Source organism: Trinickia dabaoshanensis, from assembly GCF_002879885.1.
GTDB lineage: Bacteria > Pseudomonadota > Gammaproteobacteria > Burkholderiales > Burkholderiaceae > Trinickia > Trinickia dabaoshanensis.
In genome coordinates, this window is the sequence record NZ_PNYA01000027.1 from 1 (window position 1) to 23,917 (window position 23,917).

Here is a 23,917-nt window from a genome sequence, read left to right on the forward strand (position 1 = left end):
CTCCCCACCCCAGCAGGCTGCTAAAATAGCGGCCCTTCAAAAAAAGCGCGTGCGGCCTTGCTTGCGCGCGCCGTCGTTCGATCTCATGGCAAAACTTCTGACTGACACCGAATTCCAACGCTTTTCCGAACTCCAGCAAAAGCAAGCCAGCTTCGCCATCACGAGCGAAGAAGCCGACGAACTGCGCGGCATCGTCGAGCGCGCGCAGCAAAAGCGCGACGACCGCGCCGCGGCCATGCACGCGATCGAAACCCACATCGCCCAGTTCGAAATCACGCCCGACGAATTGTTCTCGCCCGAGCAGATCGCCGAGGCCGCACGCGCTTACGGGCTCATCGCCGCCACCAAGAAAGAACGCACGTTGCCGCCCTCGCTGACGCACAACGGCAAGACGTACCAGTGGACTCGCGCGTTGCCCGACGACATTCGCGTGCCCCTGTTCGATGCGTTCAAGGCTGGGCAGTCGATCAAAACTTTCTTGGCCACGCCGAAAGATACGGCGCGCAACGCGGCTACGATCGCCCGCCTCGAAAAGGAAACGGGCGTCGTCTATGCCGATAACTGGCTCGAGGAGCTTTCGATTCAGCGTTCGCTTGTCGACGACGCCGCCGCTAAGCTCGCGGCTTAACCGGTCGTCCACGCAGATCTGCCGGCCGCAACGGCGGCCGGCCACGCGCAATCAAGACGCAGGCGCCGCATCACGCAAGGGTAGCCTCACCTCGACGACGGCGGGATCCGCTGTCGAACGCATCTCGAAGCCCAACGTCTTGACGAGCCCGAGCATCGGGGCGTTCTCGCGCAACACCTCGCCGACGATCCATCGGGTGCCGCGCGAGCGGACATAAGCCACCATCCGCTCCATCAGCATTCGGCCCAATCCCCGCCCTTTCAGATCCGATCTCAATGCCACCGCGAATTCGGCGCACTCGTTATCCGGGTCGGTGATCGTGCGTACGACGCCCAGCGTCGCCTCGCGCCCGCCTTCGTCCGCCGTCGCAATCAATGCCATCTCGCGGTCGTAGTCGATCTGCGTCATGCGCGCGAGCTGCGTATGGTCGAAGCCGCTTACCGCCCCGAAAAATCGCAAGCGCAAGTCGTCCGGCGTCATGGCCGCGATGAGCGCGCTGTGAGCCGCCTCGTCTTCCGGACGGATCGGCCGTATCGTCAAGCGACGGCCGCGCCAATCGACGGTCTCCTCGAGTTGCCGCGGATACGGCACGATCGCGAGCCGCCCGCGCGCAGCACCGAGCGTCACGCAAGGTGCGATGAGTGCCACCTGCGTGCGCGTCACCTTCAGAGACGCCGTCATGCCGACGATCCACTCCACGCAGCAGACGACTTCCGACAACGCCGTGAGCGCGTCGAGCACGGGCCCGACGGCCGCGAGCCGCGCGTAGGGCGACCGGGAGACGATCTCGCGCGCCAGCACCGGATTGAGCGGAGGCAGGCCGTACGCGACGAACGGCGCCGACAAGCCGTCGGCGGCCGGCGCGATAAATTCGAACACGGGTCCGAAGTCGGGATCGTCCCGCAAGGTCACGGTGACATCGACGACATGCTCGTCGTCATGCTGCGCGCCGGGCGCAGGGTTCGCTCCACGCGCCTCGACCTGCAATCCAAAGCCACGCAGCATCCGCGCCGCCTCTTCTCCGCCAAGCTCGGTGCGCCCCGCATCGAGCGCCGCTTTCGCCTGCGCCTGCGCGGCCTCGATGGATGCGGGGACATGCGCGGGCAACCCCTCCGGGGTCTGCATCAGCAACTGTCGGCCGAGCCGATAGTCCACCAAACGGGCGAATGCGCGTGCGAGCCGGTGCGGCGTCGAATGCACCGCAATCCCATGCGCGCGCAGCGCGTCGCGCGTCGCTTCGTCCACGCCGCCGAAGAAGCAAGCCAACAGCCCGCGATAGGCGAAACGCTGACGCTCGATCAATACGCGCGCGACGTCGGCCACGGGCGCGCTCAACGTCGAGGCGTGCACGACGAAGGCCGTGCCGGTCTCGCGGTGCGGCGCGAGCGCCTCTAGGGCCGCCCCGAAATGTTCGGGCAGCGCATCGTTGCCGAGCACGAGCGGATTGCCGGGCGCGGCATGGGGCAACGCCGCGGACACTGAAGCCTGCGCCGCCCCCGGCCACTGCGCGAGCGTCGTGCCGGCTTGCGCGAACGCATCGGCCGCCAGCGCCGCGACGCCGCGGTCGCTCGTCACCACGGTGGCCGAGGAGCTCGCCGCGATACGGCCGACGCCGAGCGTTTCGATCTCGTCGATCAAATCGTCGAGCGATTCGACGCGCACCATGCCCGCCCGCCGAAACGCGGATGCGAACAGCGCGTCTCGCGGATCGGAGCGGCCCGTGCGCAGCACGAGCACAGGCTTGTTGCGCGCCGCGGCGCGCGCCGCCGACATGAACTTGCGCGCCGCTCGCACGACGGACAATTCGAGCAAAATCGCCCGCGTGCCGGAGTCGCTCGCGAGATAGTCCAGCACGTCGCCCGCATCGACATCGGCCTCGCCGCCCAGCGCGATCGCGTGGGAAAAGCCCAAGCCTCGCGCCTCGGCCCACCCCAACACGGCGTTCGTCAGGGCGTTCGATTGCGAGACCCATGCCACGCCGCCCGCCTTGACCGTGGAAGACGGTGCGCCCAAATGCGCATGGAGCGCCGGCGTGACGACGCCCACGCTGCCCGGCCCCACGATCCGCAGCAAGTAGGGCTTGGCCGCCGCCAACGCCCGCGCGAGCTCGGGCGAGTCCGCCCCGGACTTGGTATCGCTCACGACAATGGCCGCGCGCGTGCCGAGCCGGCCAAGCTTGTCGACGATCTCGGGCCACGTCTGGCTCGGCGTGCAAATCAGCGCAACACTGGGCGGTTCGAGCAGATCGGCGACGTCGCTGAAGACGGCCCGTCCATCGAGGTCGGCGTATTTCGGGTTGACGGGCCAAACCGGCCCCTCGAACCCGCCGGCCAGCACCTGGCGCCACACCTTGGCGCCGACGCTTTCAGCCCGAGCCGAAGCGCCGACGACAGCGACCGATTTCGGCCGGAATAACACATCGAGGTTGCGTACGGTCATGGCTGCGCACACCTACCGGAGAAAAAAGGAAGAAAGCCGCATCGAACGCCGGTTACCGCCCCGGTAGCATAGGCGATGCCGATGTCGATTGCGCGCGCTTGCATCAATCGAGCGACTTGCGAAACCGCAGCACGCTGGCGGTCAACATCGCCAGCGCCAATAACGCCATGGCCCCGAACTGCGGCCATAGCGATTCGAAACCGACGCCCTTTAGAAACACGGCGCGCAACACGACGAGGAAGTAGCGCAGCGGATTGAGGTACGTGAGCCATTGCAGCACGCGCGGCATCGCGGAGATCGGAAACGCGAATCCCGACAAGATGAAAATCGGATTGACGAGGAAGAAGTTCAGCGCGAACGCTTGCTGCTGTGTGCGCGAGAACGTCGAAAGCAACAATCCGAGGCCGATGACGGCGAACAAGAAAAGCACCACGCCCGCCATCATGACCCACGCACTGCCGACAAAAGGCACGCCGAACCAGGCGACGCCGAGCGCCGTGACGATCGCCACATCGCCCAGGCCGATCAAAAACGACGGCACGGTCTTGCCGAGAATGAATTCGACGGGCCGGATCGGGCTGACCATGATCTGCTCGAGCGTGCCCACTTCGCGTTCGCGCACTATGGCGAATGCGGTCAAGCTGACCACTTGCAGCAGCGTCAACGTGCCGACCACGCCGGGAATGAAGAACCATCGATCGTCGAGTCCATCATTGAACCAAGGCCGCTCGCGGATCGCAACGGAGACGGCCCGGGGCGCCAAGCCGGCGCGCGAGGGCCAAGCCGCCGCGACGCGATCGCTTTGGTACTGGGTCACGATGCTACTGACATAGCCAAGCGCGATCAGGGCGGTGTTCGAGTTCGTGCCGTCGACGAGCACTTGCAACGGCGCGCCGGCGCCATCGTTGAGCGACTGCGCGAAGCCGGCATGAATGACGACCGCCACTTGCACGTTCCCGGTATCGAGTTCGTGCGCAATCTCCTTTTGCGAGCGAGCGAAATCGACGATGTCGAAGCGGCCGTTCGCCGTAAAGCGTGCAATCAAATCGCGGCTCGCTTGGCTGCCGTCCAGATCGAGCACGGCCGTGGAAACGTGGCTAACGGTAAACGTCGCCGCATAGCCATAGACGAACACCTGCATCACGAGCGGCACGACGAGCCGAAAGAGCGCCCACCTGTCTCGCTTCAATTCGAGAAACTCTTTGACGAGCATCGCGTACACGCGTTCGAACATCGACGGCTCCCACTCGCTCAATCGTTTTTAAGTTAGGGTTCCTAAACGAATCAATCGAGGTGCTTGCGAAAGGCGCGCACGCTGAGCCAGCCGATGACGAGCGCATAAGCGGCGAGCGCCGCGACCGGAATCGCGAGGTCGATCAAGGTGCTGCCTTTCAGAAACACTGAGCGCAAGATCGTCACGTAATAGCGGGCGTACACCAGCAGCGTGACGGCCCGAATCGGCGCCGGCATCTGCTCGATCGCGAAGGTATAGCCCGAGAGCATCGTCGTGGGCAACATGGTCAGCAGCAACGCGACTTGGCTCGCGCCGAGTTGGCTGTGGATACGCACCGACATCAAATAGCCGATACCGAGCACGACCAGCGTGAACAAGGCCGTGGTAGCCGCCAGCGTGAGCAGGCTGCCGCGAAACGGGACGTGAAACCAATACACAGCGCCGACGATGCAGAAAACGGCATCGGTAAAGCCGATCGCGAAGTAAGGGACGAGCTTGCCGAGCATGAGTTCGAGGGCCGTGACCGGTGTCGAGATCAACTGCTCCATGGTGCCGCGCTCCCATTCGCGGGCGACCGTCAGCGAGGTCAATTGCGCGCCGACGAGCGCAAGAATGACGGCGACCACGCCCGGAATGATGAAATTGCGGCTGTCCAACCCCTCGTTGTACCAAACGCGCGGTTCGAAATCGATCGTGCCTACGGTGGGCACGGGCATCCCGTGATCGGCGGCCCAGCGCGTTTCGAAATCGGCCGTGGTTCTCGCGACGACGCCTTGCGCATAGCCGATCGCGATGTTCGTCGTGTTCGTATCGGTCGCATCGAAAACGGCTTGCACCGGCGCAACGCCGGTCGTCGTCAACACGCGCGTGAAATCGACGGGAATCGTGACGACGCCCGCGCAGCGCCCGCGGTCGATCGCCTCGCGCACGGACGGCTCGCTCGCCAAAGCGCGCTGCGAGGCGAACCACCCCGACGCGACGAAGCGCTCGACGAGTTCGCGGCTCGCCTGCGTGTGGGCCTCGTCGCGCACGCACAGCGGCACATGCCGAATGTCGAGGCTCACGCCGTACCCGAGCAGCAGCATCTGCATCAGCGGCATCAGCAACGCGATGGCGAGACTGCGCGAATCGCGCCAGATTTGCAGGGCTTCCTTGTAGGCGATGGCGAGCAGACGACGCGGCTTCATGGGCTCTCCCCCACCCGCGCCGAGCCGCTCGCGATGTCCCCTTTTGCGCTCGCCCGCGTAACGAGTTGCACGAACACGTCTTCCAAGCCGGGGCGAATCGGCGCGAGCGCAACCGCCTCGATGCCTTTGCCCGCGAGCCAAGCCGGTAAGGCCGCGGCGGTCGATGCGGCCGGCGCGCCGGGCCCATCGGCGAGCAGCACGTGCAGTTTGTCGCCGAAAATCGCGGCATCGAGCACACCCGGCGCTTCGCGCAGCGCGACGACGGCCTCGCCCAGCGCCGGGCTCGCACACTCGTAGAGCACCCCGCCCAACTGTTCGCCGCGCAGCTCGTTCGGGCTGCCGACGGTGATGAGGCGGCCCGCATCGATCAGCGCGATGCGGTTGCAATACTCGGCCTCGTCCATGTAATGCGTGGAGACGAGCACGGTCACGCCGTCGCCGGCCAACTGATGGATCAGGTCCCAGAATCGCCGGCGCGCTTGCGGCTCGACGCCCGACGTGGGTTCGTCGAGAAACAGCACGGGCGGTCGATGCAAGATCGCGCAGCCGAGCGCGAGGCGCTGCCGCCAGCCCCCCGCCAAGGTTCTCACGAGCGTATCTTCGCGCCCCTCGATACCCGCCATCTCGATGGCGAACCGCATCCGCTCGGCGAACACCGCGCGCGGCACGCGGTAAATGCCCGCGAAAAAGCGCAGATTCTCGCGGCAGGTCAAATCGCCGTAGAGCGAGAACTTCTGCGACATATAGCCGATGTGAGTACGCACTACCTCGGGTTCGCGCGCGACATCGTAGCCCGCCACCGATGCGCTGCCGGCACTCGGCGCGAGCAGCGCGCACAGCATGCGAATCGTCGTGGATTTACCCGAACCGTTCGGGCCGATGAAGCCGACCACCTCACCCTTGCCGATCGTGAGATCGAGTCCATCGACAGCCGTGAAATTGCCGAAGCGCTTCGTGAGGCCGCGCGCAACCACGACCGGAGCCGGGGTGTTCATATGGCATCTCCCACCAGCGCCACGAAGACGTCCTCGATGCCGGGCTCCACCGTCTCGATCGACGTATGCTCGATCGCCGCGGCGCCGAGCCGCGCTTTCAATTCGACGCTGCGCGATGCGTCGTCGACCCGCACGTGCACGCGGTCGCCCATCAGCAACACGCCGAGCACGCCGGGCGCGTCCGCGAGCACATCGCGAATCGCGCGCGGGGCCGCGCCGGAGATCGAGAGCAACGCGCCTCGCAAACCACGTTTGAGCGACTCCGGCGTCGCGCAATCGCGCACCTCGCCCGCATGCAGCAACGCAAGCCGCGAGCACCGCTGCGCCTCGTCCATATAGGCCGTCGACATAACGATCGTCACGCCCTGATCGCGCAATTGGTACAAGATGGCCCAGAACTCGCGCCGGGAAACAGGATCGACGCCCGTCGTCGGCTCGTCCAGCAACAACACCTTCGGCGTGTGGATGAGCGCGCACACGAGCCCGAGCTTTTGCTTCATGCCGCCCGACAACTGCCCCGCGAGCCGATGCTTGAATGGCGCGAGCCCGGCCGCGTCGAGCAGTTGCGCCATGCGCTCGCGATAGGACTTGCGCGGCACTTCGAACAGCTCGCCGTAGAAGAAGGCGTTCTCGGCGACGGTCAAATCCTCATACAGACCGAAGCGCTGCGGCATGTAGCCGAGGGCGGTTTTGGCGCGCTCCGGATCGGCGGCCACGTCGATTCCTTCGAGCACGATGCGGCCGGAATCGGGATGCAATACCGCCGCGAGCATGCGAATGAGCGTGGTCTTGCCCGCTCCGTCGGGACCGACGAGCCCGAAAATCTCCCCGCGTTCGATCGCGAGCGTGACGTCGTGCACGGCTTGGAGCGCGCCGAAGCGGCGTCCGACGTGCTCGATGACGATCGCCGTCTCGCTCATTGCCCGCTCGCGCGCACCGCGATCGACGCATCGGCCGGCATGCCGGGGAGCAACTCGTGCGTTGGATTGTCGATGTCGATCCGGATGCGATAGACGAGGGTGACGCGCTGTGCATGCGTTTCGACGGTCTTGGGTGTGAACTCCGCGCGCGGCGAGATGAAGCTGACTCGTCCGCTGTAGGTTTTGGCCGGATAGGCATCGGTGCTGATATCGACGCGCTGTCCGAGCCGAATGCGACCGACGTCCGGTTCGTTCACATAGGCCCGCAACCAGACGTGATCCAGTTCGTCGATCGTAAACAGGGCGACGCCGGGCCCGGCCAGTTGCCCCAATTCGGCTTCACGCACCGTAATGACGCCATCGAACGGCGCCCGTAGCTCCGCGTACGACAACGTCGTCTCGTCGAGGGCCAGTTTGGCACGGGCCGCCTCGACGTTGGCCGCCGCCAGCACGACGGCGTTGCGCGCGGCATCGACGAGCGCCTGATCGTGCGCGAGTTGCGCCGCCGATTGCTCGCGCGCCGTCAGCGCGAGATCGCGGGCTTGTTGCGAAACGGCCTGGTGCTTGGCGAGCGTATCGGCCCGCGTGTAGTCCAGTTGTTTTTGCGCTAGGTCGAAGCGGTCGCTGGTCACACTGCTCGTCGCCGCCGCCAGCGTGCTGCGATTGGCCTCCACTTGCGCCGCCTGCACGGCGAGACTCGCCCGATCGATCTCCACTTGCCGCCGGTACAGCCGGTCGTCGAGCCGGGCGAGTACCGTGCCCTGGGCCACGCGGGCGCCCTCGTCGAACGGCAAATAGACGATGGGCGCCTGAACCTGGGTCACGCTAAGCACGCTTTCATGCGCCTCGATGTTGCCCGAGACGACGATGCGCGGCGGCAGATCGGCCGATCCGAACAACGACGACCAATGCCATGCCCCGTACGAACTCGCCGCCACCGCAAGCGCAACGAGCACCCAGAAGGGCATCGAATTCGCGCGCAACCGCGCGCGCCAGCGGGTGACGAAATCGGGGGCCATGTTCGGCACTCTACGCAGGCCCGGGCGGCGATCGTTTGATACGGGTCAAGGCCTCTGGGCATAGGCGGGCCGATGATGGCCGCATCGGGGCATGCGGCCCGGCGGACGATCGGCGTCCGTGCGGACCGGCGTCTCGTTGAAATAGAGGAATTGCGTGTCGAACGTTCGATCCGCCGGTGACGATGGCGACCATGGCGACGATGCGCCCCTTGTCCGTGAGGCGGGCGCAAGCGATCCCGCGCGCGCGGCCGGCTCGCACGCGCCCGATACGTCGGACGCGTCGGCGGTCTCGGCATCGCCCGCGCCGCCCGCCCCGTCCGCGCGTAGTGCCGCCAAGCCGCATCCGGCGCATCTGCGCAGATACCTCGCCTACTTCGGTGCCGCAGCCGCCCTCGTCGCCGCCGGCGCAGCCTGGTGGTGGTCGATGCAACCCGCGCCGCCTCATTACGTTACCCAATCGATTACGCGCGGCGATATCGCGCACTCCATCAGCGCGACCGGAACGGTCAATCCCGTCTTGACGATCATCGTCGGCAGCTACGTGTCGGGCGTGATCCAACAACAGTTCTGCGACTTCAATACACGCGTGCGCAAGGGGCAGCTATGCGCGAAGATCGATCCGCGCCCCTATCAGGCGCTCGTGGACCAAGCGCGCGCCGATCTCGCCAACGCACGCGCGCAAATCGTGAAGGATCGAGCGCAGCTCGCATACGCCAAGAGCGCCGCCGAACGTAACGCCACGCTGCTGCAACACGGCATCGTCTCGCGCGATACGGCCGAGAACGCGCGCAGCGCTTACGATCAGGCACGCGCGCAAGTGGCCGTCGATACAGCCGTGATCGAGCAGCGCAGCGCCGGATTGCGCACGGCCGAGGTCAACCTCGATTACACGAACATCGTCTCGCCCGTGGACGGTACCGTCGTCTCGCGCAACATCACGATCGGACAAACCGTCGCGGCCAGCTTCCAAACGCCGACGCTGTTTCTGATCGCGACCGACCTCACGCAAATGCAGGTGGATACGAACGTCAGCGAAAGCGACATCGGCGGCTTGCACGAAAACACGCCGGCGACGTTTACCGTCGAAGCCTATCCGAAGCGCCGGTTCGAGGGCCGCGTCGTGCAAGTGCGGCAAGCCCCCCAAACGGTCCAAAACGTCGTGACATACGACGTCGTGATCGGCGTACGCAATACCGATTTGAGCCTCAAGCCAGGCATGACGGCCACCGCCCGGATCGTCCTCTCGACGCGCGAGCGTGTGCTGCGGGCGCCCGACCCGGCGCTGCGCTTCACGCCTTCGCGGGCATCGGCGCAGCCCGCGCTGCCCGCATTGCCGGCCGGCTCGGGACGCGTTTGGGTATTGCGCAACGCGCGTCCCGTGGCGGTGACGGTGACGACGGGCCTCGACGACGATTCGTACTCCGAAATAACGAGCGGCGATCTGCACGAGGGCGACGCCGTCATCATCGGCGAAACGACGGGCGGCGCATCCGCGCCGACGGCCGTCGGTCCCCGTCTCCAGCGGTGACGCGCGCGAGGCCGGCAATGAGCGAAACGGTGGTCGAGCTGACGAATGTGACGAAGGTGTACGCCGCGGGCGGCACCGAGTTGCGCGCGCTCGACGACGTGAGCCTGACGATCGAGCGCGGCGAGTTCATCGCCATCATGGGTTCGTCCGGATCGGGCAAATCGACGTTGATGAACGTGCTCGGCTGCCTCGATCGGCCGAGCAGCGGGCGTTATGTTCTCGAAGGCGCCGATACGGCAACGCTCACCGAGCCCGAACTCGCGCGTATTCGCTCCAGCCGCATCGGCTTCGTGTTTCAAAGCTTCAACCTGCTCGCGCGCACGAGCGCATTGGAGAATGTCGCGCTGCCGCTGTTCTATGCAGCCGGCGGTCCGGCCGATCATGCGCAGCGGCTCGAACGTGCCCGCGCCGCGCTGCGCTTCGTGGGGCTGGGCACGCGCGAGAGCAATTGGCCCAGTCAGCTTTCGGGCGGTCAGCAACAGCGCGTCGCGATCGCCCGGGCCCTCATCGGCCGCCCCAGCATCGTTCTCGCCGACGAGCCGACGGGCAACCTCGATACGCGCACGTCGCACGAGATCATGGTGATGCTGCGCACGCTCAATCGCGAGCAAGGTGTCACGCTCATCGTCGTCACGCACGAACCCGATATCGCGCAATACATGGATCGCGTCGTCACCATGCGCGACGGCAAGATCGTGGCCGATGAGCGCCGCGTCTCGACGCAGGCGGAGCGTAACGCTTCCGGCCGTGCGGCGCCTTCTTCCAGCGCCGCCGGGCCCGCCGCGATACCGGCCCGCACGGCCGGTGCCGTCGCGACGGGTTTCGCGAAAATGACGCTGTCGGCCGCCGCGCTCGCCCTTTGGCGCAACAAAATGCGCTCGGCGCTCACGGTGCTGGGCGTCTTCATCGGCGTGGCTGCGTTGATTGCCATGGTGGCGATCGGTCAGGGCGCGAACGAGGCGGTGCGCAAGCAGATCGAGAGCCTTGGGACGAATTTGCTCGTCGTCGTTCCAGGCGCCACGACCGCAACGGGGGTGCGCGCCGGCTCCGGCAGCGCATCGACGCTGACCGTCGACGACGCACGCGCGCTCAAGCGCGATGCGCCCGCCGTCAGCACCGTGAGCTACCTCATCCGGCAACTGGGGCAAGTCGAGTATGGCGGACGGAACTGGGCGACCAGCATTCAAGGCATCGCGCCCGCCTACCTCGATATCACCGGTTGGCACATCGCCTCGGGTCGCGCCGTGGACGAGGACGACGAGCGCGACGCCGCGATGGTCGCCCTCATCGGCCAAACGGTCTATCAGCAGCTCTTCGGCGCCGCCGAAAACCCGATCGGCGCGACGATCCTCGTCAAAGGCGCGGCGTTGCGCGTCGTCGGGCTGCTCGCCGCCAAAGGGCAAACGGCCTACGGACAAGACCAGGACGACGTCATCATCATCCCGTTCAGCAGCGCCGAGCGTAAAGTGCTGGGCGTGGCGGTCCCGAGCCAAGCGCAGACGAACGCCAACCCCAACTTTCCGCCGGTGCCGAATCCGTATGGCACGCCGCCGCGGCTCACCGGGTACGTCAACCAGATCTACGTCCAGGCCGCGAGCCCGCAACTCGTCCAAACGGCCATCGCTCAGGTGACCGGCACGCTCCGTCGCCGCCATCGCCTGCGCGCGTCGGACGACAACGACTTCGCCGTCCGTAATCTGAGCCAGATCGCTCAGACGGCGGAGGGCAGTAGCCGCATCATGGCGCTCTTGCTGGCCGCGATCGCATCGATCTCGCTGCTCGTGGGCGGCATCGGCATCATGAACATCTTGCTGGTATCGGTCACCGAGCGCACGCGCGAAATCGGCCTGCGGATGGCGATCGGCGCCCGGCGCCTACACGTTCTGCTGCAATTTCTGATCGAGGCCGTCTTCTTGAGCGTGAGCGGCGGCATCGGCGGAATCGTATTCGGCATCGCCGTATCGGAACTCGTTACAGTCATCGCCCGCTGGCCGACGCTCCTCTCGCCCGCTGCCATCGTCGGCGGCTTTGCGTTTTCCGCGGCCGTCGGCGTGTTCTTCGGCTACTACCCGGCCAAGAAAGCGTCGCGGCTCGATCCCATCGAGGCTCTGCGCTATGAGTGACCGCTCGATCCACGCATCCGGGCGGCATCGCCCACCCGGCACAGCGCTGCCGGCGCCTCGCGCGCGCCGCGCCACGGCATGGGCCTTGATGTCGTCCTTCTTCGCGGTGGCGCTTGCCGGGTGCATGGCCGGTCCCGACTTCGAGCGACCGGCGGCGCCAAACGTCACCGGTTACCTAGCCGATCGGACCGAACTGCCCGCGGCGGGTCCGGCCGACATCGCGCAACACCTGCAATGGGACGCGCACATCGATCCGCGTTGGTGGTCTGCCTATCGTTCACCGGCACTCGACGACACGGTCTCGCGAGCCATCGCCGGCAGCCCGACGCTCGATACCGCACGCGCCACGCTAGCCCAGTCGCAGCAGGCGATCGTCGTGGCTCGAGGCGGACTTTATCCGCAAGTCGACCTCGGTGCGAGCGCTCAGCGTGAGCGGGCCCGCGTTGGAGGCAAGGACGGCGCATCCGCGACCGCGAATCTATTGACTGTCGGTCCGACCGTCAGCTACGCACTGGACTTGTTCGGCGGAAAGCGCCGCGAAATCGAGGCGCAGACGGCACTGGCCGACTACCAGCGGTACGCGCTCGCCGCCGCGTACCTCACGCTCACCGGCAACACGGTGACCGAGGCACTGACGGCCGCCACCGTTCGTGAGCAATTGCGCGCCGTCGACGACATCATTTCGGTGGACAAGCACAACGTCGAACTCGTGGCGATCGAGCGCCAAGTCGGCAAAGCCGCGCTCAGCGACGAGCTTGCCGCACGCAGCCAACTGGCCGCCGATCTCGCGCTATCCCCGCCGCTGGAGCAGCAGCTCAGCGCCGCCGACGACGCGCTCGCGATCTTGGTCGGCAAGACGCCCGCGCAATGGCAACCGCCGCGCTTCGACTTTGCGATGCTGACCTTGCCGGCCGACGTGCCCGTCGCGCTTCCCTCGGCTTGGCTCCGGTCCCGTCCGGATATCGGCGCTGCCGAGGCGCAACTGCATGCGGCAAGCGCCGCGATCGGCGTCGCAACGGCGCAGCTTTACCCGAACGTGACACTGAGCGCGTCGTGGACGCAAGCCGCGGCATCGATGGGACCGCTTTTCGACGCCGGCAACGGTCTATGGACTGTCGCAGCCGCGCTAACGGCCCCGCTCTTTCACGGCGGAGCGTTGAGCGCGCAGAAACGAGCGGCGGTCGATGCCTTCGACGCGCAGCTCGGCGTTTACCGGCAAACGGTGTTGCAAGCGTTCGGTCAGGTGGCGGACACGCTACGGGCCCTGCAACACGACGCCGACGCGTTGGCCGCGCAGCGCACGGCCTTGGACACCGCGCAGGCATCGCTCCAGTTGCTGCAAGAAAGCTACCGCGTCGGCACCGCCAGCCTCGTGGACGTGCTGCAAGCGCAACGGCTTTATGCGCAGGCACGGCTCGGCTATGCGAAGGCGAAGGGCCAGCGCTATGTGGATACGGCGCAGTGGTTCGCCGCAATGGGCGGCGATGCACGGGAATGGGCGCAAAACGATAACGGCCGCGAGCCCGGCCCAGGCACTCCCCCCACGGCGCGTTGAGGCATCGGCGCCTTTATGGCTCACCATCATGGCGGGGATTATGCGCATAAATGTTATATTGCGGCATAACATTCAGGGAGGCGGTGCCTTATGCATTTCACGGATCAGCTTGCCGCGCTGCGCGCGCGCCGGCGCATGAGCTTGGCCGCCGTCGGGGAACGCGTCGGCATGGCCGTGCCGAATCTGTCCGCGGTCCTGCGCGGCCGCGGCGACACGAAAGCCTCGACGCTCGAATCGATCGCGACCGCGCTCGATGCAACTTGGCTGCTGGTGCCGAACGAGCGGCTCGAAGCCGTGCACCGGGAAATCGACGCGAGCGAGGCCCGCGCGACGGCCCATTCCAATGCCATCTCCGACGCTCCGCGCTCGCGCACGATCGAAATCTCATCGAGCAAGAAGTAACGGACCGCCGCGCGGCCTATACGTTGACGACGATCTTTCCGAACTGTTCGTTCGATTCCAAGAACCGATGCGCGGCCACGATATCGTCGAATGCGAAGGTCTTGGCGATCACCGGCCGCAGCGCCCCCATAGCCAAATGCTCGAGCACGAACGCCTTAGCCGCCGCCAATCGCGTAGGACTGCTAATCACTTCGTGAACGAGATAACCGCGCAGCGTCAGCGTTTTAGCGAGCACTTCGGCCAAAGGAAACGGCGTCGGTCGTTGGCTTAGCCCACCGTATTCGATCAAGATGCCGCCGCGCGCCATCGCGGCCGTCAGCGGTTCGAAGATCGGCCCACCGATCGGATCGAGCACCACCCGCACCCCTTGCCCGCCGGCGATATCGCGCAAGCGAGCGGCCAAATCCTCCTCCTCGAACGCGACCACATAGGCCGCGCCGTGCTCGAGCAAAGCCTGGCGCTTGGCCGAGGTACGCGTGACGGCGATGGGTATCGCACCCATGGCGTTGGCGATCTGGATCGCGGCCAGACCGACGCTGCTCGACGCCGCCGTGACGACGACGAATTCGCCGCGCGCCAATTTCGCGACGTCGATCAAGGCTCCATAGGCGGTAAGCGACGACATCCACACGGCCGCCGCCTCTTCCCAACCGAGCGACGCGGGATGCTTGACGACGAGTTCCGCCGGAAACGTCGCGCGCTCGCCATACGCCGGCCAGCGCACCATCGACAGCGGCGGCACGACGCTGACCGCATCGCCGGGCGCGATGCCCTCGACACCTTCGCCGACGCACTCGACAATTCCCGCGGCCTCGAGACCGAGTCCCGACGGCAAGCTCGCCGTCTCGATGTAGGTCCCTTTGCGCAGCAGCGCTTCCGCACGGTTGAGCCCGAGTGCCTTGACGCGAATGCGAACCTCGCCGGCATTGAGCGGAGCCAGATCGACTGACTCGATGCGCAGCACTTCGGGGCCGCCATGCTCATAAAAACGGACGATGCGTGTCATATCGACTCGAAAGTAGTTGTATTGAATACACTATGCCCCGAGCTCCGATACGGAAAAATCGCAGGGAGACAGGACACAAATAACCAGGAGTTTCGAATGATGGATCGCCTGACCAGCATGGCCGTGTTCGTGAAAGCGGTCGATCTGGGTTCGTTCGCCGCCGCGGCCGACGCGCTGGATCTATCCGGCCCGATGGTCGGCAAGCATGTCCGGTTCTTGGAAACACGGCTCGGCGCGCAACTGCTCACGCGCACGACGCGCCGCCAAAGCCTGACCGAATTCGGACGCGCCTTCTACGAGCGATGCCGCCTCGTGCTGGCGGAGGCCGATGCGGCCGAAGCGCTCGCGGCGGACCAACGTTCGGACCCGAGGGGCAAGTTGCGCGTGACGATGCCCGTTCATTTCGGTAGACGTTGCGTCGCGCCGGTTTTGCTCGAGCTCGTCAGGCAGCATCCGTCGCTGGAGCTCGACCTGTCGTTCAACGACCGCTTCGTCGACTTGGCGGAAGGCGACTACGATCTGGCGATTCGAACGGGAGATCTCGAAGACAAGGCGGGGATCGTGGCTCGCCGTGTGGCGCGGCAACGGATGGTGGTATGCGCCGCGCCCTCCTACTTGGAAACGCACGGCACGCCACACCGGGTGGCAGAGTTTGCCGGCCACGAGGGGCTCGTCTACCGGCGCTCCGGCCGCATTCGGCCGTGGCTCTTTCCACGCGACGATGCGGCGCCGGACGAGTTCGTTCCGGTCAACCGTGTCCGGCTCGACGATCTCGACGCGATCGCCGATGCCGCCGTCAGCGGGCTAGGTCTCGCTTGGCTGCCCTCTTGGCTCGTTCGCGACCGCATCGAGGCGGGCACGCTCGTCCAGCTCGTGCCCGAGAGGCCCGCGTTTCTTTACGACGCATACGCGCTATGGATACAAACGCCGCATCTGCCCTTTAGAGTGCGTCTCGCCATCGATACGCTCGCTGCGCGACTGGCCGATCTCACGCGCTAGCTTGCGCGATACGTCGAGCAGATCTGCCGATGCGGCCCTTCTTTAAAGGTTCTTTTTAAACGGTGCGCCCGAGTGTTCCCGCAGTTCGTTGAAGACGATAGTGGGCCATGCTTTTTGCGCCACCTCGATCTCCGAAATATGCGAGGCGAGGTACGTGGGCGCGTTGGCCGCGTCGAGCGCCATGCGAGCGGCATACGCATCGGTAAACCGGCGCAATTCCGCGGGATCGCTGCACGTGACCCAGCGCGACATCCGATAGCGCGCCGGCATGATGCGGACATCGACCTTGTACTCCGCCGACAGCCGGTGCGAGACGACCTCGAACTGCAGTTGCCCCACGGCGCCGAGGATGATCGAGCCGCCATGTGCCGGGCGGAACACCTGGATCGCGCCCTCTTCGCCGAGTTGCTTCAAAGCTTCCCCAAGCTGCTTGGCGCGCATCGGGTCCACGACCTCGACCGTTTGGAAGATTTCAGGCGCGAAGAACGGCAGCCCCACGAATTGCAGCGCCTCCCCTTCAGTCAACGTGTCGCCCAAGCTCAGCGTGCCGTGGTTCGGGATACCGATGATATCGCCGGGATACGCTTCGCTGACCGTCTCACGGCGCTGCGAAAGGAAGGTGACGACGTTGTTCGCGCGAAACGTCTTGCCCGAGCGCGTGACCTTCAACGCCATGCCGCGCTCGAACCGTCCCGAACAGACGCGGATGAACGCCACGCGGTCGCGGTGCGCGAGGTCCATGTTGGCCTGCACCTTGAACACGACGCCCGTAAACTTCGGCTCGTCGGGCTGCACGGGCCGCTCCACCGCCATGCGCATCGACGGCGGCGGCGCGAGCTCCACGAGCGCATCCAGAATTTCCTTCACGCCGAAGTTGTTGATGGCCGAGCCGAACAACACGGGCGATTGCTGGCCCGCCAGGAACGCCTCGCGATCGAACGCGGGCGTGGCGGCGCAGATGAGATCGATCTCTTCCTTCGCCTTCGTCCACGCGAAGCCGAAGCGGCGCTCGCCCTCCTCGTCGTCCAGCGCCGAAAGCGTCTCGACCTCGCCCCCCGCCGTGTCCTGACCCGCGCGAAACACGCGGACTTGATCGCGGATGATGTCGTAGACGCCCTGGAACTCCTTGCCCATCCCGATCGGCCACGTAAACGGCACGGCCGATACGCCCAAATGCTGCTCGATTTCGTCGAGCAAATCGAGCGGCGCGCGCACTTCGCGGTCGAGCTTGTTGATGAACGTAACGATCGGCGTGCGGCGGCTGCGGCACACTTCGAGCAGCTTGAGGGTCTGCGCCTCGACGCCGTTGGCGCCGTCGATCACCATGACCGCCGCATCGACGGCCGTGAGCACGCGATAGGTATCTTCGGAGAAGTCTTCGTGACCCGGCGTGTCGAGCAAGTTGATGACGGCGTTGCCGTATTCGAACTGCATGACCGAGCTCGCGACGGAAATGCCGCGCTGCTTCTCGATTTCCATCCAGTCGGAGGTCGCGTAGCGATTACTCTTCCGACCCTTCACCGTACCGGCAATTTGGATCGCACCCGAAAAAAGCAGGAGCTTTTCGGTGAGGGTGGTTTTCCCCGCATCGGGGTGGGAAATGACCGCAAACGTGCGGCGGCGCTTGAGTTCGGCGACTGACATCGTATGAATGGGGCTTTTCGGTATTGAGCGGCGCGGGGGCGATGATACACGTGTCGCCTCACGCACGCCGAATGCCGCGAACCCTTAGCGTATGCGCGCCGATACGAAACGTCCCGGCGCACCACCGCTCCCGAATGCCCTCACCGATCGGATGCCGAACGAGCGCCGCTCGATCAGAGCGAGACGGCGGCCGAGCGACCGAGCGCGCCCAGCGCGTCATCGGCCGAGCGAGGGGCGCCGGACCGGCCGATCGAGTGATACTCGATCCCGAGTTCATCCATCGCCGAAGGCTCGTACAGGTTGCGTCCGTCGAACACGATCGGTTGTTTGAGCCGCGCTTTCAGGCTGTCGAAGTCCGGGCTCTTGAACGCCTTCCACTCCGTCATGATGACGAGCGCGTCGGCATTGGCCGCCACGTCCATTTGGTCCTCGACGAGCGTCAAGCGAGCCAGCGCTTCGGGTTCGCCTCGCAGGTCGGCGGCCAACGCGCGTTGGGCTTCTTTCATCGCCACCGGGTCGAAGGCGACCACGCGCGCGCCACGCTCGAGCAGCGCGGCGATCAGCACGCGGCTCGGCGCTTCGCGCATGTCGTCGGTGCCGGGCTTGAATGCGAGCCCCCACACGCCGAACGAGCGATCGCTCAAGTCTTGACCGAAACGCGCCACGATCTTGCTGACCAGCACCTGCTTTTGCGCGGCGTTGACTTCGGAGACGGCATCGAGAATACGCAGCGCCTGGCCCTGCTCCTGCGCCGTTTGCATCAACGCGCGGACGTCCTTCGGAAAACACGAACCGCCGTAGCCGCAGCCGGCGTACAAGAAGTGATAGCCGATGCGCGGGTCGGACCCGATGCCGCGGCGAACGGCCTCGATATCCGCGCCCACGCGCTCCGCCAAATTCGCCAACTCGTTCATGAACGAGATGCGCGTGGCCAGCATCGCGTTGGCCGCATACTTCGTGAACTCCGCCGAACGCACATCCATGAACAGCATGCGGTCGCGGTTACGGTTGTAGGGGGAATAGAGCCGCTTCATCGTGTCGCGCGCATGTTCGCCCGGCACGTCCTCGTCGCAACCGATGACGATCCGTTCCGGCCGCGTGAAGTCTTCGATCGCGGCGCCTTCCTTGAGGAACTCCGGGTTGGACACGACGGAGAACATGGCGTCCACGCCGCGTTGGGCCAATTGTTCGGCGATCGCCTCCCGCACTCGGCGCGCGGTGCCCACGGGAACCGTCGACTTATCGACGACGACCGTGAAGCCCTCGATATGGCGGCCGATCTCCGAGGCCGCCGCGAGCACGTATTGCAGATCGGCCGATCCGTCTTCGCCGCTCGGCGTGCCGACGGCGATGAAGATCGCCTCGCGCTGGGTCATCGCGCGACGCGGGTCGGTGGTGAACGACAGCCTGCCGGCCGCCTTGTTGCGCGCGACGATTTCGTGCAGGCCCGGCTCGTGAATCGGAATACCGCCCGATTCCAAGATGGCGATCTTGTCCTGATCGACGTCGTAACAGCAAACGTCGTTACCGACGTCCGCGAGACATGCCGCCGTTACGAGGCCGACGTAGCCGCAGCCGATGATGGTCACATTCATAGTGGTGGCCCTTCAAAGAACAACGAGAAATGGGGCAGCGTCGGACGGACGAACTCGCGCGCGAGCCGCCCGTCATCGGCAAAGTGATCATCTGGCGACAACAAAAAGCCGACGGCAAGCGAAGCAAATCCGAAAAAAATCGGGTGCTTGCATCCGTCGGCAATCTTTTCGAATTTTTTTGTGGCAGACGCAAGGAACGCCTCTCGCAAGCGCTCCAGACGCCGTTACGGTTTTTTTGTCGATTTACTTCCTGTCACACTTCTTAGGTCCCAATGCACGCTGTCACACCGATGACCCACACCGCTCGTACCCGCTCGCCGCGCGTTAAAAGCGCGGCTCGATTGCGACTCGCGCCAGCCGCCGGCGCGCTCGCATGCGAGCGCCCGGCGGGATCGTCCGTGCAAGTTTTACAACGGTACGCGTCAAGCGTGGAAGAGCAACTCGGGGGGCTTGGTGTCGCCGCGGCCGTCGGGATGCGCATGAATGAGCCATTGCGGAGTACGGCTGCGAATCATGCTGGGATCGAGCACGCGCGCGGGCTGCGAAGCCTGTGCGGGCGCCGCGGCCAACGCGGGCGCCAGCGTGGCATCCTCGGCGCTCGCCGGTTGGGCGGTGCTGACAGCGCTCATCTGTTCGGCCGATTCCAAGCGCGCTTGCGCGGCGGCTTCGTGCCGATCGATCCAATCACGCGCCCATTCGAGCGCATAACCTTCGGCCGTTGCGTTGTCGGTGAAGCGCGGACCGATCAGCCCGGAGCGCTCGATGCGCCGCCCTTCTTTGACGATCTCGGCCGACGCGCGGTAACTCAATTGCAGTTGTTTCGCCACGGGCTGCGCGCAGGCGTGAATCACGTAGCCACGGTAATCGTCGGAGCGTTTGGTAACGGTCAGCGAATCGACGGGCGGGGCTTGATCGGATCGCTCGCTGGCAGCGCGCAACACCGCGCCGGGCGTCGGCGCGCGGCGCGACGATGCCACGACCGGCAACTCGCGGCGCACCGTGCTCGCGCAAGGGGCGTTGACGCCGTTCGCATCGAGCGTTTCGACCGCTTCGCTGGCCGCGTGCCACGATTCCGGGTTCGTCCAGAACACGCCGCGCAAGCGCGGCGATTCGGGCGCGGGCATGGGCGCGGCCTTCGGCGCGGCTTGAACCATGGCGTCCGGCTGGGGCACGTAGGCGAAGGTGCGGCCGAACTCGGATAGGATCGCAACGATCTGTCCGAGCGTACCGTCCGCGAGCCAATCGTCGAAACGGCGCCGGCACGTGGGTCCCGACGGATATCGAGCGGGCAACTTCGACCAGCGCTCGCCTGTCGTCAGAATCCACAGCACCGCGTTCGTCACGACGCGTGGCTCGGCACGAGGCCGGCCACGGCGATGCGGGTGCACGGGCTCGTCGGCCGCCAGCGGCGCCAGGCGAGCCCACTCGTCGTCGGTCAATTCCTCAAAGAACATGTTTTTCTCCCCGCAGCCTGGCCGGGCTGCGACACTTGGTCAATCCGAAATGGCCTGCTCCGGACGACCGCCAGGTTGCACAAATTGTTTTGTTCTCGGTTACCACCAATCAAAAATCGCACGCGGGCAGTGCGGCTTTGCCCTCGGTTGAAGCACAAAAGGCAGTCACGCTCGTGCACGGGAAAATAGTGCAGAAAGCATACCATCGGGACGACGTAACAAAAATCATGCCACGCCTAAATGGCCGCGCAGAACTATCGCCCTAGCGCGGACCACTGGCATGCGTAAGTGAATTCCTGAGAGGTGTCCATATTAGAATATTTTTTGCGGACCGCAATCGGGTGATATGTAACGAAGTGATTCCGAAACGATTTCGCGGCTCGTAACGACGCGCAGAACTGTCATCTCGCGCAATAAATCGACCGCGCAATCGTTTGCGTCAAGCAAACGTACCCTAATTTATAGAAGGTCCTCGATTAGGGCTTTTCGGACAGGCTCCTCAATGGCGATAGGGGCCACGCGGTAGTTCGGGTGATCGCAGCCGATCCACAGAGGGGCCTTGCCGTGTAACGCCGATTTCATGGAATCGGTCAATTCGAAACATAAAAAATGGACAGCGGAAGTTTTTTCACTATTCTCGCGTTCGAGGTCCTCGTCGGCGATGGCAAAGACGGGTGACTCGTCCCCGACACGGATAAACACCCGGTCTTCGATACCGATGAGCCTCCCGAGCGCCGCTCGCCGCTCGATTTCGTTCTCGTACTCTATCTGCATCGTCGCTTTGAGATTGCTGCCGTCGGGTACGAGCGGTAAATACGCCTCTAATTCGGCAGCGATTCCCGGCTCGTCGAAAATTTTTTCGATATACAGCATTTCCTGTATCTGATACCGAATTGTCGTTTCATCTTCGAAGAGAAACGTCAGATGATTGCCAAGTCGAACGCACCGGTTTCTCTTATGGGCAATAACATGGTCCCGGAAGCGATCGCGCACTTTGGCATACGCTTCGAGAGTCAATAGTGAATCGCGTAGGATCGTCATTTCCTTTTCCTAGCAAAAGTGCAACGCAGTCGAGTTAGATGCCGTACGCGATTCGCAGCAACGATAAAGGATGCGAGAGCGGCGCGGCGGCCCCGCCGCTCTCGCGGATGCCTTGCTCGATATGGTGTCCCGCGAGCTGACAATCGGAGGCGATATAAGCTGGAGAATGCTCCGACATCGCTTTGAAAACCGGCTTGCCGATTCGCATTGCGGTTGCGTGGAATTCTTTCTTCACACCGAACGTTCCGGCGTGGCCGGAGCATCGTTCCACTACGTTCAGTTCCGTGCCCGGTATCAACGAAAGCGCATCGAAGGTCTTCCGTCCCAAATTCTGAACGCGCCCGTGACACGGGACGTGATAAGACACCTTTCCTAGCGGACGCTTGAAGTCGGTCTTTAAAAGACCGTCGCGATGACGCGCGACGAAGTACTCGAACGGGTCCCAGAACGCGTCCGCCACGATGCGCACGTCGGCATCGTCGGGAAACATCAACGGCAGTTCCTGCTTATACATCAGCACGCAGCTCGGAATCGCGGCCACGAGCGCGTATCCCTCGCGGGCATAACGCGCGAGCATGGGGATGTTCTGCTCTTTTTTAGCGGCCACGCCCTCGAGGTTGCCCTGCTCGAGCAGCGGCATGCCGCAGCAGGCCTCCTTATCGACGAGTGTATAGGCGATCTCGTTGTGCGCGAGCACGGCGAGCAGGTCGTGGCCGATACCGGGCTCGTTGAAATTGACGTAGCACGTCGCATAGACGGCGACCTTGCCCGGTGTTCGCTCGCCGTCGCGGATCGGCACCTCGGGGCCGGCGCTCGCACTCGAGCGGAACTTGCGCGCCGCGAAGCGCGGAAGCCACGCGTTTCGGTCCACGCCGAGCGTCGCCTCCATCGCGGCGCGCGCGGGTTTTGTTTCGTTGATCGCGTTCACCGCCTGCGTCACGATCGGGATGCCCGCGAAATGGCCCAGCGCATCGGTGTTCGAAAGCAGCTTGTCGCGCAACGCCACCTGGCCGCGCCGATAACGCGCGGCTTTGGCGCGCAGCATGAGATGCGGGAAGTCCACGTTCCACGCGTGCGGCGGAACATAGGGGCATTTCGTCATATAGCATAGGTCGCACAGATAACATTGATCGACGACCTTCGCGTAGGCCGTATGATCGACGTCGTGCGCCTCGCCGCTTTGCGTTTCGTCGACGAGATCGAACAGCGTGGGAAACGCGCCGCATAGCGACACGCAGCGCCGGCAGCCGGCGCAGATGTCGAACACGCGGGCGAGCTCATCGTCGATCGACGCTGGGTCGTAAAAATCGGGTGAACGCCAATCGAGCGGGTGGCGCGTGGGCGCCTCGATACTGCCTTCCTTGTGGGGCATGAGGTGACGCTCCGTGACGCCTCGCGCGTTACGGTGAACGCGCGCTGCAAACCAAGCGCGCGGCACCATGCGCCGCGTGCGCGGCGTGCGCCATCGATCGATACGACGGCGCGCCCGGGGACCGCCCGCGCGGGCGATCCCGACTCTCAATCGGTCAATCGGCCAACGCCTCCAGCGCCTTGACGTAGCGATTGGCGTGACTGCGCTCGGCTTTGGCGAGCGTCTCGAACCAATTCGCGATTTCGTCGAATCCTTCTTCACGCGCGGTCTTCGCCATACCGGGGTACATATCCGTGTATTCGTGCGTTTCGCCCGCGATCGCCGACTGCAAATTCAACCGGGACGTGCCGAACGGCAGCCCCGTCGCGGGATCGCCTACCGCTTCGAGATACTCGAGATGGCCGTGGGCGTGTCCCGTCTCGCCTTCCGCTGTCGAGCGAAAGAGCGCGGCGACGTCGTTTTGACCTTCGACGTCCGCTTTCGATGCGAAATAGAGATACCGGCGGTTGGCCTGCGATTCGCCGGCGAACGCCGCTTTCAAATTGCCTTCCGTCTTGGAGCCTTTCAACTGAGACATTGCGAGCCTCCTTCGTGGATCGGCGCGCGGCGCGCGGCTCGTGGCCGATTTTTGATGCGGTAGAGGAAGAGGGTATGCTGAGCCGCCGGGCTTTGCGCAAAGTCCGGCTCCTTCAATCTAGGACGTGACGGTAGCGTTCCCCAATTGGCATTTTCTATGCGGGCGATAGGCTTTTCGACGGCGAACGCGAACGCGGCCG

General features: G+C 64.8%; 19 protein-coding genes. 6 read left to right on the forward strand and 13 right to left on the reverse strand.

The genetic code is table 11. The features are described 5' to 3' along the window. The first annotated feature begins 85 nt into the window (after positions 1 to 85). Positions 86 to 628, forward strand: coding sequence for a hypothetical protein (locus C0Z18_RS24760; RefSeq protein WP_102648185.1), 543 nt, complete (start codon positions 86 to 88; stop codon positions 626 to 628). 51 nt (positions 629 to 679) lie between these two features. Here the strand turns inward: C0Z18_RS24760 and C0Z18_RS24765 are convergent, their stop codons facing one another. The 6 genes from C0Z18_RS24765 to C0Z18_RS24790 all read right to left on the reverse strand — a co-directional run bounded on the left by C0Z18_RS24765 (position 680) and on the right by C0Z18_RS24790 (position 8,371). Further along, positions 680 to 3,067, reverse strand: a complete 2,388-nt coding sequence (locus C0Z18_RS24765) for a bifunctional acetate--CoA ligase family protein/GNAT family N-acetyltransferase (RefSeq protein WP_102648186.1) — start codon at positions 3,065 to 3,067, stop codon at positions 680 to 682. A 103-nt stretch (positions 3,068 to 3,170) separates the two neighbouring features. Then, the gene (locus tag C0Z18_RS24770) at positions 3,171 to 4,301 is read right to left on the reverse strand and encodes an ABC transporter permease (protein ID WP_102648105.1); all 1,131 of its coding nucleotides are present in this window, start codon (positions 4,299 to 4,301) and stop codon (positions 3,171 to 3,173) included. Positions 4,302 to 4,351: 50 nt separating this feature from the next. After that, the gene (locus tag C0Z18_RS24775) at positions 4,352 to 5,488 is read right to left on the reverse strand and encodes an ABC transporter permease (protein ID WP_102648106.1); all 1,137 of its coding nucleotides are present in this window, start codon (positions 5,486 to 5,488) and stop codon (positions 4,352 to 4,354) included. Then, positions 5,485 to 6,483 carry an ABC transporter ATP-binding protein gene (locus C0Z18_RS24780; protein WP_102648107.1) on the reverse strand — a complete coding sequence of 333 codons (999 nt, stop codon included), beginning with the start codon at positions 6,481 to 6,483 and terminating at the stop codon, positions 5,485 to 5,487. Before C0Z18_RS24780 ends, C0Z18_RS24775 begins: the two co-directional genes overlap by 4 nt. After that, positions 6,480 to 7,403: an ABC transporter ATP-binding protein gene (locus tag C0Z18_RS24785; protein WP_102648108.1), complete on the reverse strand. Its 924-nt coding sequence runs from the start codon at positions 7,401 to 7,403 to the stop codon at positions 6,480 to 6,482. The genes C0Z18_RS24780 and C0Z18_RS24785 overlap by 4 nt, the downstream gene beginning before the upstream one ends. Beyond that, a complete protein-coding gene (locus C0Z18_RS24790; RefSeq protein ID WP_102648187.1) occupies positions 7,400 to 8,371 on the reverse strand; it encodes an HlyD family secretion protein in 972 nt (323 codons plus the stop codon). The genes C0Z18_RS24785 and C0Z18_RS24790 overlap by 4 nt, the downstream gene beginning before the upstream one ends. Positions 8,372 to 8,576: 205 nt before the next feature. Here C0Z18_RS24790 and C0Z18_RS24795 point away from each other — a divergent pair, with 205 nt between their 5' ends. From C0Z18_RS24795 to C0Z18_RS24810, 4 genes are all read left to right on the forward strand, one after another. Beyond that, positions 8,577 to 9,950, forward strand: a complete 1,374-nt coding sequence (locus C0Z18_RS24795; RefSeq protein WP_233217475.1) for an efflux RND transporter periplasmic adaptor subunit — start codon at positions 8,577 to 8,579, stop codon at positions 9,948 to 9,950. Between the two features lie 17 nt (positions 9,951 to 9,967). After that, positions 9,968 to 12,073, forward strand: a complete 2,106-nt coding sequence (locus tag C0Z18_RS24800) for an ABC transporter permease (RefSeq protein ID WP_102648109.1) — start codon at positions 9,968 to 9,970, stop codon at positions 12,071 to 12,073. Continuing rightward, a complete protein-coding gene (locus C0Z18_RS24805; RefSeq protein WP_102648110.1) occupies positions 12,066 to 13,628 on the forward strand; it encodes an efflux transporter outer membrane subunit in 1,563 nt (520 codons plus the stop codon). The genes C0Z18_RS24800 and C0Z18_RS24805 overlap by 8 nt, the downstream gene beginning before the upstream one ends. A gap of 90 nt (positions 13,629 to 13,718) precedes the next feature. Next, a complete protein-coding gene (locus C0Z18_RS24810; RefSeq protein ID WP_102648111.1) occupies positions 13,719 to 14,030 on the forward strand; it encodes a helix-turn-helix domain-containing protein in 312 nt (103 codons plus the stop codon). A 16-nt stretch (positions 14,031 to 14,046) separates the two neighbouring features. Here the strand turns inward: C0Z18_RS24810 and C0Z18_RS24815 are convergent, their stop codons facing one another. Further along, positions 14,047 to 15,036 carry a zinc-dependent alcohol dehydrogenase family protein gene (locus tag C0Z18_RS24815; protein ID WP_102648112.1) on the reverse strand — a complete coding sequence of 330 codons (990 nt, stop codon included), beginning with the start codon at positions 15,034 to 15,036 and terminating at the stop codon, positions 14,047 to 14,049. A gap of 96 nt (positions 15,037 to 15,132) precedes the next feature. On the opposite strand from C0Z18_RS24815, the gene C0Z18_RS24820 reads away from it, so the two are divergent. Next, on the forward strand, positions 15,133 to 16,035 hold the full coding sequence (locus tag C0Z18_RS24820) for a LysR family transcriptional regulator (RefSeq protein ID WP_233217476.1): 903 nt from the start codon (positions 15,133 to 15,135) through the stop codon (positions 16,033 to 16,035). Between the two features lie 42 nt (positions 16,036 to 16,077). On the opposite strand, the gene C0Z18_RS24825 is transcribed toward C0Z18_RS24820, so the two are convergent. From C0Z18_RS24825 to C0Z18_RS24855, 6 genes are all read right to left on the reverse strand, one after another. Next, the gene (locus C0Z18_RS24825) at positions 16,078 to 17,679 is read right to left on the reverse strand and encodes a peptide chain release factor 3 (RefSeq protein ID WP_102648114.1); all 1,602 of its coding nucleotides are present in this window, start codon (positions 17,677 to 17,679) and stop codon (positions 16,078 to 16,080) included. Between the two features lie 173 nt (positions 17,680 to 17,852). Beyond that, positions 17,853 to 19,274: a UDP-glucose dehydrogenase family protein gene (locus tag C0Z18_RS24830; protein WP_102648115.1), complete on the reverse strand. Its 1,422-nt coding sequence runs from the start codon at positions 19,272 to 19,274 to the stop codon at positions 17,853 to 17,855. 422 nt (positions 19,275 to 19,696) lie between these two features. Then, complete coding sequence (locus C0Z18_RS24840) at positions 19,697 to 20,728, reverse strand: transposase (protein WP_102648117.1); 1,032 nt, start codon at positions 20,726 to 20,728, stop codon at positions 19,697 to 19,699. Between the two features lie 459 nt (positions 20,729 to 21,187). After that, a complete protein-coding gene (locus C0Z18_RS24845) occupies positions 21,188 to 21,769 on the reverse strand; it encodes a DUF3501 family protein (RefSeq protein ID WP_102648118.1) in 582 nt (193 codons plus the stop codon). Between the two features lie 34 nt (positions 21,770 to 21,803). Further along, complete coding sequence (locus C0Z18_RS24850) at positions 21,804 to 23,141, reverse strand: heterodisulfide reductase-related iron-sulfur binding cluster (RefSeq protein WP_102648189.1); 1,338 nt, start codon at positions 23,139 to 23,141, stop codon at positions 21,804 to 21,806. A gap of 154 nt (positions 23,142 to 23,295) precedes the next feature. Next, positions 23,296 to 23,718 (reverse strand): rubrerythrin family protein, encoded by a 423-nt coding sequence (locus tag C0Z18_RS24855; protein WP_102648119.1) that lies wholly within the window; start codon positions 23,716 to 23,718, stop codon positions 23,296 to 23,298. Positions 23,719 to 23,917 lie beyond the last annotated feature (199 nt).

Bases quoted from the DNA above. Each gene is read 5' to 3' on its own strand.
- C0Z18_RS24850 (WP_102648189.1), bottom strand. From the start codon at position 23,141: ATGCCCCACAAGGAAGGCAGTATCGAGGCGCCCACGCGCCACCCGCTC.
- C0Z18_RS24845 (WP_102648118.1), bottom strand. From the start codon at position 21,769: ATGACGATCCTACGCGATTCACTATTGACTCTCGAAGCGTATGCCAAA.
- C0Z18_RS24825 (WP_102648114.1), bottom strand. From the start codon at position 17,679: ATGTCAGTCGCCGAACTCAAGCGCCGCCGCACGTTTGCGGTCATTTCC.
- C0Z18_RS24770 (WP_102648105.1), bottom strand. From the start codon at position 4,301: ATGTTCGAACGCGTGTACGCGATGCTCGTCAAAGAGTTTCTCGAATTG.
- C0Z18_RS24780 (WP_102648107.1), bottom strand. From the start codon at position 6,483: ATGAACACCCCGGCTCCGGTCGTGGTTGCGCGCGGCCTCACGAAGCGC.
- C0Z18_RS24840 (WP_102648117.1), bottom strand. From the start codon at position 20,728: ATGTTCTTTGAGGAATTGACCGACGACGAGTGGGCTCGCCTGGCGCCG.
- C0Z18_RS24785 (WP_102648108.1), bottom strand. From the start codon at position 7,403: ATGAGCGAGACGGCGATCGTCATCGAGCACGTCGGACGCCGCTTCGGC.
- C0Z18_RS24815 (WP_102648112.1), bottom strand. From the start codon at position 15,036: ATGACACGCATCGTCCGTTTTTATGAGCATGGCGGCCCCGAAGTGCTG.
- C0Z18_RS24790 (WP_102648187.1), bottom strand. From the start codon at position 8,371: ATGCCCTTCTGGGTGCTCGTTGCGCTTGCGGTGGCGGCGAGTTCGTAC.
- C0Z18_RS24855 (WP_102648119.1), bottom strand. From the start codon at position 23,718: ATGTCTCAGTTGAAAGGCTCCAAGACGGAAGGCAATTTGAAAGCGGCG.
- C0Z18_RS24765 (WP_102648186.1), bottom strand. From the start codon at position 3,067: ATGACCGTACGCAACCTCGATGTGTTATTCCGGCCGAAATCGGTCGCT.
- C0Z18_RS24760 (WP_102648185.1), top strand. From the start codon at position 86: ATGGCAAAACTTCTGACTGACACCGAATTCCAACGCTTTTCCGAACTC.
- C0Z18_RS24800 (WP_102648109.1), top strand. From the start codon at position 9,968: ATGAGCGAAACGGTGGTCGAGCTGACGAATGTGACGAAGGTGTACGCC.
- C0Z18_RS24820 (WP_233217476.1), top strand. From the start codon at position 15,133: ATGATGGATCGCCTGACCAGCATGGCCGTGTTCGTGAAAGCGGTCGAT.
- C0Z18_RS24830 (WP_102648115.1), bottom strand. From the start codon at position 19,274: ATGAATGTGACCATCATCGGCTGCGGCTACGTCGGCCTCGTAACGGCG.
- C0Z18_RS24810 (WP_102648111.1), top strand. From the start codon at position 13,719: ATGCATTTCACGGATCAGCTTGCCGCGCTGCGCGCGCGCCGGCGCATG.
- C0Z18_RS24775 (WP_102648106.1), bottom strand. From the start codon at position 5,488: ATGAAGCCGCGTCGTCTGCTCGCCATCGCCTACAAGGAAGCCCTGCAA.
- C0Z18_RS24805 (WP_102648110.1), top strand. From the start codon at position 12,066: ATGAGTGACCGCTCGATCCACGCATCCGGGCGGCATCGCCCACCCGGC.